Genomic DNA, 12,259 nt, shown 5'->3' with positions numbered 1-12,259 from the left:
TTTCAGATGCGACATGGTATTCGGCGTAGCTTCCGTTCCCGTCAAAAATCTGCGGGGTGTACCAGACTTCATCGCCGGGAACGAAGCTGGTGACGCCGGGGCCGACACTTTAGACGACGCCGGAAACGTCATGCCCGGTAATGGCGGGCAGGGGTACGTAATCGGGATAGTCGCCGCGCCGGACCTGATAATCCAGCGGGTTGATGGAGGTTGCGTGGACACGGACAAGGACCTGTCCGGCCTGCGGGACGGGTTTGGCGACGTCCTGAAGTTCAAAGGCTTCCGGGCCGCCAAAGGATTTGAGTATTTGAGCTTTCATTGTCTGGACTTTCATTTTACTGCCTTATTTCGGCAAAAAGGGATATCGCAATTTCTCGATATATTAGGACAAAAAACTACAGTTCTTTTCCGATGGCATCGGCAAGTGCGCGGATGGTTGCTTCGTTCCGCTTGTAGTATGTCCACTGCCCGATGCGCCTGACTTCCACCAGACCCACCCGTTGCAGCGTCGCAAGGTAATCGGACACCGTCGATTGCGACAGGCCGACACCTTCCTGAATACTGCTGACGCAAACTCCAACCGTATTGACGTCGCCTTCATCCTGCGGAGGGAAGTTCTTCGCAGGCTCTTTCAGGCCTTTGAGGATTTCAAGGCGGGTCCGGTTCGAGAGGGCTTTGAATATTTCGAGCATTTCCATGACGCGAAATATATCGGGATTTTCCGATATATCAATATGCGGAATGAGCCGGGCAGGTATGCGTGGCTGCGAGGGTGAGTGTTGGGTCATGGAGTGGTTTTAAGGAATTTCAGAGAGCTAATCTTGCAGATTATCCAGTATGATCTGCGCCATCCGTTCGCTTTGACCATGATACGCCTCGATTGAAGCTTTTATCATCTGTTCCTGGCTGGTTTTCGTCCAGTTAATGAAATAACCGGCCTGACCGGCGAGTTGCCCGATGAATTCACGTAATGTCCGGCCATTCCCCTCGCGAAAGGGGTGAAGGACATTCCATTCTCCGAGGTAATATCCTGCCCGTTCTGCAAACTCTTTTCGGTCCAGTCCTTGAAGGAAGTTCTCACGGGCGAGTTGTATAGAGAGTTTTTCTGCTTCTTTTTCAATATACATCCAGTTGGCAAAGCGCGTGGCGCCTTTGGATATATCGACTGTGCGCAGATCACCGGCCCATTCGTATATATCGCCAAACAAGTGTTTGTGTATGCGTTGCATATGAGGAAGATCGAAGGTTTTATCGCGATTTTCCAGAGGGATCTCAGCAAGTTGCGATGTGCGAACTGCAACAAGGCCCCCTTCAAACGCCTCAAGCTCGGCTTGATTGTCAAAGCCTAGCTTGTTCTTCATTACGCCCGTTTTAGCGTCCAGATAATCGTCGTTTGAACTATACTTTTCCACTCGCAATACGGTCTTTCAGGCGAGCCAGTACGTTTTCAATATCGAGTAACCCATCAGAATAGCGCTGCAAATCAGCGAGGGTGGTGGGGTCAACTTTCAGCCCTTCCAGACGCTGACTTGCCACGGCGTTGGCTACGTGACGCTGCCGGTCAAAAAGTTGCTCTTTAGTTGTCATTCCAGAACACCTTAAGGTTAACTTTGGATGAGGCAATTATAGCTGAAATCATCAGATTTGAACAGCAATAGGTCCTGACCTTGATCAATGCCCTAGGAGGCGGTCAGAATCCGCGATGTTCGTGATGCCTGATCGCTGTTCTATTCGCCCGGGCGTTTGCGGGTCAGGGCCAGAACGAAGCCCATGCCGATTGCGATGCCGACGGTGGCGGAGCCGCCGTATGAGATAAACGGCAGGGTCATGCCCTTTGGCGGGACGAGTTGCAGGGTGGAGGCCATGTTGATTACCGCCTGCAGGCCGAACTGGACCAGAATGCCGGTCACGGCCAGCACGACAAACAGGTTGCGTTCGCCCATCAGGCGCGAGAGGCCGCGCATGATGACGAAGCTGAAGACGCCGACCACGAGAACGCAGAACAGAAGGCCGAATTCCTCGCCCGCGACGGCAAAGATGAAGTCGGAATGGGCGTCGGGCAGGAAGTTTTTTACCGAACCCTCGCCGGGGCCCTGACCCATCAGGCCGCCATTCATGAAGGCCTCCATCGAGCGGTCGATCTGATAGTTATCGCCCGATGCCGGATCAAGGAAGCGATCAACACGCGACTGCACGTGCGGCAGGATCAGATAGGCCCCGACCGCAAGCCCGACCACGCCCATGCCAAGGCCAAAGACCAGCACCATCGGAAGGCCCGCGAGGAAAATCTGGGTTGACCAGATGGCGGTGACGACGACGGTCTGGCCAAAGTCGGGCTGGATCATGAGTAAGATGATGCAGGTCGCAAGCAGCATGCAGGAGACGATATAGCCGGGGAAGTTCGGGTTAAGCCGGCCTTCGGAGAGCATCCATGCAATGACGACGGCAAAGGCCGGTTTGAGGAATTCGGAGGGTTGCAGGGTGATCCCGGCCAGATGAATCCAGCGCACCGCCCCCTTGATCTCGGACCCGACAAAGGGGGTGATGATCAGAAGGCAGATGACGCCCAGAAACATGATCGAGGCCAGACGCCGCACCCATTTGATCGAGAGCAGCGAAATGCCAAAGGCGCAGATCGCGGCCAGACCGAGAAACACGAACTGGCGACGCACGAAATGGAAGCTGTCGACATTGATGCGGTCCGCCACCGGCGGGCTTGCCGACATGACGAGCAGGGCGCCAATCCCCATCAGAAGGATGACAGCGGCGAGCATCCAGCGATCAATCGTCCACCACCAGATGCCAAGTACCGAGGTATCGGCACGCGAAAAGGCGATGTTGCTGTTGCTGTTGCCAAACAGGGATTTCATGGTTTCTCCTGCCCGGCGGTATTAGCCAGTGCGTTAAACAGATCGCGGAAGGCATCGCCGCGGGCTTCGAAACTTTTGAATTGATCAAAGGATGCGCAAGCCGGCGAGAGCAGCACGACCGGCATATCGACCGCACGCGATTGGATGGCGTCCTTGGCATCAAGGAAGGCCGCCGCCGTGGCGCGATCAAGGGTTTCGCATTTCTGCCAGGGCAGGTCATCGCCCAGCGTTTCGGCAAAGGCATCGGCAGCCGAGCCGATCAGATAGGCCTTTTTGATGTGCGGATAGAACGCCTGAAGGCCGTCAATGCCGCCTTCCTTGGGCTTACCGCCCAAAATCCAGTAGATATCGCGATAGGCCGAGAGCGCCTTGGCGGTGGCTTCGGCGTTGGTGGCCTTGCTGTCATTCACAAAGGTCACGCCATCGACCATGCCCAGCCGTTCCTGCCGGTGGGCGAGGCCGGGGAAGGTCATGATGCCTTCGATGATCTGGGATGCCGCCACCCCGCGCGCCCGGCAAAGGGCATAGGCAAACGCGATATTTTGCCAGTTATGGACGCCGGGCATATGGGCAACCGTGACCAGATCCATGATCCGGGTTTGTGCGCCCGTGAGGTCATCGATCAGCCAGCCATTTTCAACGTAAATGCCATGCGGGGTGGGTTTATGGACCGAGACCTCGATCACGCGACGGCCGCCTTCGCGGGCGAGTTCGACCGCCATGCGCGCGCACGGGTCATCATCGACCGAAATCACCGCCCATTTCGGGCCCTTGTTGCGCGCAAAGACAAGGCGTTTGGCCCCGATATAACCATCCATGCCGCCGTGACGATCCAGATGATCGGGGGTGATGTTGAGCAAACCACAGGCATCGAAACTGGCGTCATGGAGCAGTTCGAGCTGATAGGAGGAGAGTTCCAGCACGAAGCAATCGTCCGCACCGGCAGGATCAAAGCCCAGGGCCGGATTGCCGAGATTGCCGCCCGCCTGGGTTTTGATCCCGGCATGGGTAAGGATATGGGCGGTGAGTGCGGTGGTGGTCGATTTGCCGTTGGTGCCGGTGATCGCGATGCTGGGCACATCGGGAAGGGCGGTGCAAAGCAGTTCGACATCACAGATGATCGGCTTGCCCGCACGGCGGGCCTTTTCAGCCGCCGGATGCGGGGTCGGGAAGGTGGACGGGATGCCGGGGCTGATGACCAGCATATCGGGTTCGGTCCAGTCACATTCCGCCAGATTGATCGGGGCGAGGCCGAAGGCCTCTAGCTGGCCACGGCTTTCCGCGTTGTCATCCCACGCCCAGACGATGGCACCGCCATTGACCAGTGCCTTGACACTGGCCAGGCCGGATTTTCCCAGACCCAGAACCGCGATGGTTTTGCCGCGCAGATGTGACAGGTCGATCAAGGCGGGGTGTCCTTAACTTAACGGAGTTTAAGTGTGGCCAGCCCGACAAGGGCCAGAATGACGGCAATGATCCAGAAGCGGATGACGATGGTCGGTTCCTGCCAGCCCTTTTTTTCGAAATGGTGATGCAGCGGCGCCATGCGAAATACGCGCTTGCCGGTCAGTTTGAACGAGCCGACCTGAATGATCACCGACAGGGTTTCAAGGACAAACAGACCGCCAATGATGGCAAGAACCAGTTCGTGTTTGGTGACAACCGACACCGCACCGAGCGCACCACCCAAGGCAAGCGACCCGGTATCGCCCATGAACACCATGGCGGGTGGGGCGTTATACCACAGGAAGCCAAGGCCCGCCCCGACAAGGGCACCGAGGAAGATGGTCAGTTCGCCCGATCCGGCGACATAGTGGACTTGCAGATATTCGGCAAACTGGATGTTGCCGATGAGGTACGTGATGAGCGCGAAGCTGGCCGCCGCAATCATGACGGGCACGATGGCAAGGCCGTCAAGGCCGTCGGTCAGGTTGACGGAGTTGGACGCGCCGACCATGACAAACATCGCAAAGGGCACAAAGAACCAGCCGAGATCAAGCAGGTAGTTTTTAAAGAACGGGAAGGCCAGTGCGGTCGAGAGCGGATCGGCGGTGTTGGTGGAAATCCACCATGCAGCCGCCGCAGCAATGGAAAATTGCCCCAGCAGTTTCAGTTTGCCCGGCAGGCCCTTGGTGTTTTTCTTCGATACTTTCAGGAAATCATCAAGGAAGCCAAGGAAGCCATAGCCGATGGTGACCAGCAGCACCGCCCAGACATAGGCATTGGACAGATCGGCCCAAAGCAATGTGCCGATGGAGGTGCACAGCAACAGCAAAAGGCCGCCCATGGTTGGCGTGCCCTTTTTGGTCAGAAGGTGGCTTTCGGGGCCGTCATCGCGGATCGGCTGGCCTTCGCTTTGTTTGGAGCGCAGCCAGTTGATCAGGGACGGGCCCAGCACGAAGGCCAGAATAAGGGATGTGATAATCGCCCCGCCGGTCCGAAACGTGATGTAACGAAACAGGTTGAAGATCGGAAACTGGTCGGCCAGCGGATAAAGCAGATTATAGAGCATCGCCCCGGGGATTCCTTCTGCGTCTTAATTTTTGGATGCGGCGCCAGATGCGCCATCCGGTGATTTTAAGGCCGAGACAATTTTCGAAACGTAAATGCCAAGCGATCCTTTGATCAAAACCACGTCACCGGCCTGCAAATCGGCCTTTATCGGGTCGATTGCGTCTTCGGCGGTGTCAAAATGGCCAGCAAGAAGGTCGGCTGGCAGGGTTTCCGTCAGGTTGGCCATTAACGGGCCGACCGTATAAACACGTTCGATGCCAAGGGCAACCAGCGGCTGATGCAGGTCTGCATGCAGTTTTTGCGCATCGTCGCCCAGTTCGCGCATGTCGCCCAGAACCGCGATTTTGCGACCCGATCCTTCGGGTTTGCTTTGCGCCAGCACGCTTAAACCCGCCATCATCGAGGTCGGATTGGCGTTATAGGCATCATCAATCAGGGTATAGGTGCCATCAGTCCCATTGGGCAGCGGCAGAATGTGAGTTTCACCGCGCCCGGCAGGCGGGGTGAAATCGGCCAGATCCTGTGCGGCGCGCAGCACATCACCGCCGATTGCATCAACGCAGGCCAGGACCGCAAGCGAGTTCATGACCCAGTGTTCACCGGGGCAGCCGATGAAATATTCGATATCGCGACCGCCAATGCGGGCACGCACGGCAGAACCATTGGCGACAATGTTGGCTTCGAACAGGCGGTAATCGGCCATGGCATCGGTGCCAAAGCACTTGATGTTTTTAATACCGAGTTCCTTGGCCCGACGTGCGAGTGCAAAATAATGCATGTTGTCGCGGTTCAGGATCACGGTGCCGTCGGCATCAAGGCCATCGAAGATTTCAGCCTTGGCCTGTGCGATTTCGGCCTCGTCCTTGAAGAATTCGGTATGCGCGCCGACGACCGTTGTGATCAGGGCGACTTTGGGCCGGACCATTTTCACAAGCGGGCTGATTTCGCCGGGATGGTTCATGCCGATTTCAAACACGCCATATTCGGCCGCCACCGGCAGGGTGGCGAGGCTCATGGGGACACCCCAATGGTTGTTGAAGCTGGCCGGGCTGGCGTGGGTCTGGCCCTGTTCGTTCAGAACGTATTTAAGGGCCTCTTTGGTGCCGGTTTTGCCGACAGAGCCGGTGATCGCGACGATTTTGGCGGTGCTGCGTTCGCGCCCGGCAAGGCCAAGGCGGACCATCGCATCGAGCGTATCATCGACCACAAGGGCCGGTGCGCCATTGCCAAGGGTTTTGGTATCCGACACCATGGCGGCGGCACAGCCGTTATCAAGGGCGGCTTGGGCGAATTTGTGACCATCGAAATTGGGGCCGGAAAGTGCGATAAACAGATCGCCCTTTGCCGCCTTGCGGCTGTCAATTGATACGCCGGACGCCTGCCAGTTGCCGGTGGCCTTGCCCCCGGTGGCTTTTTCGGCGTCTTTTGCCGTCCATAAAACAGCCTTGGTCATTTTTGGGTTTCTTTCGTATCCGCATCCAGCACGATCTTTTGCGTCGTGGCTGGTTCTAAAATCAATCAGTTACCGCCCAGAAGGATGTTGCGCGCGACCGCGGCATCATCGAAAGGCAGAACCGTATCGCCGACAATCTGGCCTCTTTCATGGCCTTTTCCGGCAATAATAAGAATATCGTTGCGTTGCAAGATACCAATGCCGCGTTTGATTGCCTCGGCCCGGTCGCCGATTTCAACCGCACCGTCGCAGGCGGCCTTGATCGCAGCACGGATTTTGGCCGGGTCTTCGCTGCGCGGGTTGTCATCGGTGATGATGGCGATATCAGCGTTTTCCTTGACCACGCGGCCCATTTCCGGGCGTTTGCCGGTGTCACGGTCCCCGCCTGCACCAAAGACGCAGATGATGCGGCCCTTGGCATGCGGACGAACCGCCTTGATCACGGTTTCAAGCGCGTCAGGGGTGTGGGCGTAATCGACAAAGACCGGCGCGCCGAAGCTTGTTTTGCCAACCAGTTCCATGCGGCCCCGGACACCTTCGAGCTTTTCAAGGGCGGCAACCGCATCATCGACATCCGCACCCGACGCAATGACGATGCCAAGGGCGGCAAGCGCGTTCATCACCTGGAACGAACCCATAAGCGGCAGATGCACGCCATATTCGCCCTTTTCGATGGCGAGCTTGAGCCTGGTGCCGGTGGCATCGGGCTTGGCTTCGAGCAGTTTGATGTCATCGGCGGCCAAGCCATAAGACATCACCGAAATGCCGCGTCCTTCGCACATCGAGCGCAGGATTTTGAACTGCGGGACATCGGCATTGAGAACCGCAGTGCCGTTTTCCGCCAGAAGATCGGCAAACAGGCGGGCCTTGGCGGCGAAGTATTTTTCGAAATTGCCGTGATAATCAAGGTGATCGCGGGTCAGGTTGGTAAAGGCGGCAACCGTGACTTTCACCCCATCCAGACGATGCTGGTCAAGCCCGTGCGAGGAGGCTTCCATCGCGACGTGGGTGACACCGATTTCAGCCATTTCATTAAGGCTTTGGTGGAGGGCGACCGGATCGGGGGTGGTCAGCGAACCGGGGATTTTGGCCCCGGCGGCACGAATGCCGAGCGTTCCGATGGAGCCCGACATATTGCCCATGATGGTCCAGAGCTGTTCGGTGAAAACGGCGGTGGAGGTTTTGCCGTTCGTCCCCGTGATGGCCGCGATATTGGCCGGTTGTTTGCCATAAAAACGCGCGGCCAGTTGCGCGTAACGCTGTCGCGGGTTTTCCACCGGGATCAGCGGAACCGTTGCGGCGACGGGTTTGGGCGTGCCTTCCTTTGCAAGGATGGCGGCCGCACCAAGACGGATCGCATCATCGATATATTTCGATCCGTCGGTTTTGGCACCAGACAGGGCGGCAAACAGATAGCCATCCTTCACGGTGCGTGAGTCTGCTGTCAGGCCCGTAATGTTCGGGTCCTGTCCGTCGGCATGTTTAAGTGCCGCTTGATCACCTGCCATGAGTTCAGAAAGACGCAAGTTTGCGCTCCCCCTTGCGAAGGTCGATCTGCAGCGCTTGCTCAATCTCCGGCGCCTTCGCATTCGCCGGTTCAATGCCCAGAAGGGGAGCAATACGTGTCACAACCTTGCCTACTGCCGGGGCGGACACCCAACCGGCTGTGGCAAATCCATAGGTTTCTTTTGTGCCTTTGGGCTCGTCCAGCGTCACCAGAACCACATATTTCGGGTCCTGCATCGGGAAGGCGGCGACAAAGGTCGACATGCGGGCGTTCTTGACATAGCGCCCGTTCACGAGTTTTTCCGACGTCCCGGTTTTACCCCCAAGGAAGTAACCCGGAACTTCAGCCTTTTTGCCCGATCCATCGGTCACGACGAGGCGCATCAAACGCCGCATCTTGTCCGAGGTCTGCCGGGAAATAATACGTTCGCCCGCCGGTGCGCCGTCCTGTTTGAGGATCGTTGCCGGGCGCAAAATGCCGCCATTTGCAAGGGCGGAAATGCCGCTGACAACCTGAAGCGGTGTCACGGCAAGACCATGGCCAAAGGAAATGGTCATGGTGTTCACTTCGCGCCACGGATTGGGCACAAGCGGAGAGCCGACTTCGGGCAGCTCGATTTTCGGGGTATCGAGGATGCCGAATTTCTTGAGATATTTGCGCTGGGTCTCGGTCCCGAAATCAAGGGCGATGCGGGCCGACCCAATGTTTGACGAATATTTGATGATTTCGGCGACCGACAACCAGCGGTTTTCGCCGCGATAGTCGCTAATCGCGAAGCGCCCGACGCGGATCGGCTGGGAGGCGTCATACATGCTTTGCAGATTGACGGTGCCGGTTTCAAGCGCAATGGCGGTGTTAAACAGTTTGAACACCGAGCCCATTTCATAAACGCCCAGCGTTGCGCGGTTAAAGCGCGCGTCAGCCGGGGCCTGACCGGGGCGGTGCGGATCAAAATCGGGCAGCGACATCATGCCGAGCACTTCGCCGGTATAGATATCCATGACCATGCCGGTCGCCCCGACCGCGTCATAGGTTTTCATCGCGCTTTCGACTTCTTCCTCAAGCGCGTATTGAATGCGGGTATCAAGGGAGAGTTGCAGCGGGCCGTTATTGATGCGCAGTTCGTTATCGAATTTGCGTTCGACACCGGCAATGCCGTTATTGTCGATATCGGTAAAGCCGAGCACATGGGCAAACAGGCGACCATGCGGATAGACGCGGCGTTCTTCGCGCTGGAAATTAAGCCCCGGCACGCCCAGCGAGTTGACGGCATATTGCTGTTCAGGGGTCAGGTTGCGGCGGATCCAGACGAAGGCCTTTTGCGAGCTTAGATGACGGATCAGGGTGTCGCGATCGAGTTCGGGCAGCACGGTCAGCAATTGATCGGCCGATCCGACCGGGTCCTTGATCACGCGCGCATCGGCATAAAGCGAGTTGGTCGGAAGATCGGTCGCAATCAGCATGCCGTTGCGATCAACGATATCGGCGCGTTCGGTTTTAAGTTCGCGGGTATCCGATCCCGATGCCATTTCGGGTTCATTGCCCTGACGCAGAACGGTGGCATCGACCAGACCCGCCGTGATCCAGACAAAGCCGACGGCAAACATCGCACCGGTAATGAAGATGCGGTTGCGCGCGGTTTCAATCGCGTGACGTTCGCGTTGATCGGGGCTGAGTTCCGGGCGGTCACCGCGCAGCCAGTATGAGAAACGATGGAAGCTCATTGTTCGCCCTCCTGCGCATCGGACCGGGTTGCGGCAAGCGACGGGGCATTGATGATCATGGCTTCGGCGGCTTCGTCCGGGGCCAGTTCATCGGGGCGCGCACGCGGGACCGGCAGGAAGGCGACGGCCTCGCCGAATTTATCAAGACGATATTGATGCAGATCGGCGTCTTCGGGCAGGTCATCGATGCTGGCCATCTGAAGCGGGGCGATCTGATCGAGTTTAAGGTAAGTCTTGGCCAGGCTTTCGATGCGTTGCGGATTGTTCAGGTAGCTCCATTCCGCTTCGAGGACATGGATGCTTTCCTGTTCATTGAGGATTTCCGACTGAATGGCGGAATAGCGTTTTTCAAGGCGTTCGACTTCGTGCGACACCCAATAGGTGCCAGCCCCAATAACGATGGTCAGAAACAGTCCGATAAAGGTCATGGCGCGTGTCATTTGCGCCCCCCTTGAGTTGCGGGCTGTTCATTGCGGGCAACCGCACGCAGTTTGGCCGAACGCGCACGCGGATTGGCGCGCAGTTCGTCTTTTTGTGCGGTTACGGCCTTGCGGGTGATGGTGGTGAAGGTCGGGGTTGCGACCTCTGGCTCGCCCGGAAGGCGGCGCGACATTTTCGACGGATCGCCCGAGCGTTCCTTCATGAAGGTTTTGACACTGCGGTCTTCGAGCGAATGGAAGGTCACGACCACCAGACGGCCACCGGGTTTGAGCAGGTTTTCAGCCGCCTGCATGGCGCGTTCGAGTTCGCCCAACTCGTCATTGACGTAAATGCGAAGGCCCTGGAAGGTGCGGGTGGCGGGATCAATGCCGTCCTTGGATTTGCGCACGACCGACCGCACCGCGCGGGCCAGTTGCAGGGTGGTTTCAAACGGGGCCTCGGCGCGCATTTCAATGATTTTATGCGCGACCTTGCGCGATGCGCGTTCCTCGCCATAGCGATAGATGACGTTGGCGATGTCTTCTTCGTCGGCGGTATTGATGAAATCAGCCGCCGTCGGGCCGGACATCGACATGCGCATATCAAGCGGCCCGTCTTCGCGGAAGGAAAATCCGCGGTCGGCCTGATCAAGCTGCATGGAAGATACGCCGATATCAAGGACGATGCCGTCCACCTGATCAACGCCAGCAGCGGGCAGAAGGGTGCCCATATCGCCAAAGCAGCCTTCGAGCATGTGGAAGCGATTGGCGTAATCGGCTTCCATGGCCTTGCCGGTGGCAACGGCGGTCGGATCGCGGTCGATGGCGTAAAGTTCGCAGTCCGCATGATCGAGAATGGCGCGGGAATATCCACCCGCGCCAAAAGTGCCGTCCACCATGATCTCGCCCGCCCTGGGGGCCAGGGCATCGAGAACTTCGCGCAATAGCACCGGCTTGTGCGGGCCATCGCCTGTGGCGAAGCTGAGGTCATGGATGCTCATTACGCGCTCCCCCCATCATCTGGTCCCTCTTCATCCGGGGCGATTTCAGCGGCGGAGGCAGCGGGGCGGCTGCCCGGCGCGAAATCGGATGCCGGTTTCAGTTTGAGGGTCGATCCGCGATTGAAGGTGCGGGTTCGGCTTGCGTCCTGCAACGGTTTGAAGATTTCCGGGTTCCAGATACGGAAGGTGCGGCCACGGCCGACAAAGGCGACCTGATCTTCGATGCGGGCGAATTCGATCAGTTCCGGGGGCAGGATGATGCGGCCTTCGCCGTCAAACGGCAGCATGTGGGATGCGCCAAGAATGGTATCGGCAAGGTCGTCGGCCTCGTCGGAGAACATCGCGAGTTCGTCAATCGACGCGGCAATGCGGTCCATGTGGCTTTCGCCACAGCCTTCAAGGGCGGCTTCCTTGTGGGATTGGTACAGATAGATGCCAGCGAAGGTTTCGCGTTCCAGGGTCGCACGGAACCGCTTGGGCACGGAGACGCGCCCTTTTCGGTCCAGCTTGTGAATGTGCGTTCCTGTGAACAGCACTTCGCCATTCCCCTGATTAAAAAACCATTTCGAACCGCCAGAGAGTGATCAGTTTCCGCGCCGAAATGGATATGCCCCGCATGACACCGTAAATATGCCTAGTTATGGGGTACCATGGGATTTGATGGGGGTCAATGGGAATTGATGGGATCAAATAGGGTGATAATGTGGTTTCCTGCGGCTTTGCGGCAGATCGGAATGGGGTGAAAATGGGCCAAAAGTAACCGTTTTCCGG

13 protein-coding genes are annotated in these 12,259 nt (G+C 57.7%); all 13 read right to left on the bottom strand.

The genetic code is table 11. The features are described 5' to 3' along the window. Positions 1-109: 109 nt before the first annotated feature. Complete coding sequence (locus P8T57_RS04505) at positions 110-334, bottom strand: alcohol dehydrogenase catalytic domain-containing protein (protein WP_341364722.1); 225 nt, start codon at positions 332-334, stop codon at positions 110-112. 61 nt (positions 335-395) lie between these two features. After that, positions 396-698, bottom strand: coding sequence for a metalloregulator ArsR/SmtB family transcription factor (locus P8T57_RS04500; protein ID WP_037987498.1), 303 nt, complete (start codon positions 696-698; stop codon positions 396-398). 117 nt (positions 699-815) lie between these two features. Then, complete coding sequence (locus P8T57_RS04495; protein WP_341364721.1) at positions 816-1,412, bottom strand: Fic family protein; 597 nt, start codon at positions 1,410-1,412, stop codon at positions 816-818. After that, complete coding sequence (locus P8T57_RS04490; protein ID WP_063093899.1) at positions 1,399-1,587, bottom strand: antitoxin VbhA family protein; 189 nt, start codon at positions 1,585-1,587, stop codon at positions 1,399-1,401. The genes P8T57_RS04495 and P8T57_RS04490 overlap by 14 nt, the downstream gene beginning before the upstream one ends. 140 nt (positions 1,588-1,727) lie before the next feature. Then, complete coding sequence (gene ftsW, locus P8T57_RS04485) at positions 1,728-2,870, bottom strand: putative lipid II flippase FtsW (RefSeq protein ID WP_037992162.1); 1,143 nt, start codon at positions 2,868-2,870, stop codon at positions 1,728-1,730. Beyond that, complete coding sequence (gene murD / locus P8T57_RS04480) at positions 2,867-4,276, bottom strand: UDP-N-acetylmuramoyl-L-alanine--D-glutamate ligase (RefSeq protein WP_341364720.1); 1,410 nt, start codon at positions 4,274-4,276, stop codon at positions 2,867-2,869. Before murD ends, ftsW begins: the two co-directional genes overlap by 4 nt. A gap of 17 nt (positions 4,277-4,293) precedes the next feature. Beyond that, positions 4,294-5,382, bottom strand: a complete 1,089-nt coding sequence (mraY, locus tag P8T57_RS04475) for a phospho-N-acetylmuramoyl-pentapeptide-transferase (protein WP_037992165.1) — start codon at positions 5,380-5,382, stop codon at positions 4,294-4,296. A gap of 24 nt (positions 5,383-5,406) precedes the next feature. Continuing rightward, complete coding sequence (murF, locus tag P8T57_RS04470) at positions 5,407-6,837, bottom strand: UDP-N-acetylmuramoyl-tripeptide--D-alanyl-D-alanine ligase (RefSeq protein ID WP_341364719.1); 1,431 nt, start codon at positions 6,835-6,837, stop codon at positions 5,407-5,409. Between the two features lie 65 nt (positions 6,838-6,902). Continuing rightward, positions 6,903-8,363: a UDP-N-acetylmuramoyl-L-alanyl-D-glutamate--2,6-diaminopimelate ligase gene (locus P8T57_RS04465; RefSeq protein ID WP_341364718.1), complete on the bottom strand. Its 1,461-nt coding sequence runs from the start codon at positions 8,361-8,363 to the stop codon at positions 6,903-6,905. After that, positions 8,350-10,068: a penicillin-binding protein 2 gene (locus tag P8T57_RS04460; RefSeq protein ID WP_007089736.1), complete on the bottom strand. Its 1,719-nt coding sequence runs from the start codon at positions 10,066-10,068 to the stop codon at positions 8,350-8,352. Before P8T57_RS04460 ends, P8T57_RS04465 begins: the two co-directional genes overlap by 14 nt. Next, positions 10,065-10,508: a hypothetical protein gene (locus P8T57_RS04455; RefSeq protein ID WP_341364717.1), complete on the bottom strand. Its 444-nt coding sequence runs from the start codon at positions 10,506-10,508 to the stop codon at positions 10,065-10,067. The genes P8T57_RS04460 and P8T57_RS04455 overlap by 4 nt, the downstream gene beginning before the upstream one ends. Continuing rightward, positions 10,505-11,488 (bottom strand): 16S rRNA (cytosine(1402)-N(4))-methyltransferase RsmH, encoded by a 984-nt coding sequence (gene rsmH, locus P8T57_RS04450; RefSeq protein ID WP_341364716.1) that lies wholly within the window; start codon positions 11,486-11,488, stop codon positions 10,505-10,507. The genes P8T57_RS04455 and rsmH overlap by 4 nt, the downstream gene beginning before the upstream one ends. Continuing rightward, positions 11,488-12,024, bottom strand: coding sequence for a division/cell wall cluster transcriptional repressor MraZ (locus P8T57_RS04445; protein WP_114095425.1), 537 nt, complete (start codon positions 12,022-12,024; stop codon positions 11,488-11,490). The genes rsmH and P8T57_RS04445 overlap by 1 nt, the downstream gene beginning before the upstream one ends. Positions 12,025-12,259: the final 235 nt, after the last annotated feature.

Origin of the sequence: Thalassospira sp. SN3W (genome assembly GCF_038070535.1) — a bacterium.
GTDB classification, from domain to species: domain Bacteria; phylum Pseudomonadota; class Alphaproteobacteria; order Rhodospirillales; family Thalassospiraceae; genus Thalassospira; species Thalassospira xiamenensis.
This window is presented reverse-complemented; position numbering and strand designations above follow the sequence as displayed.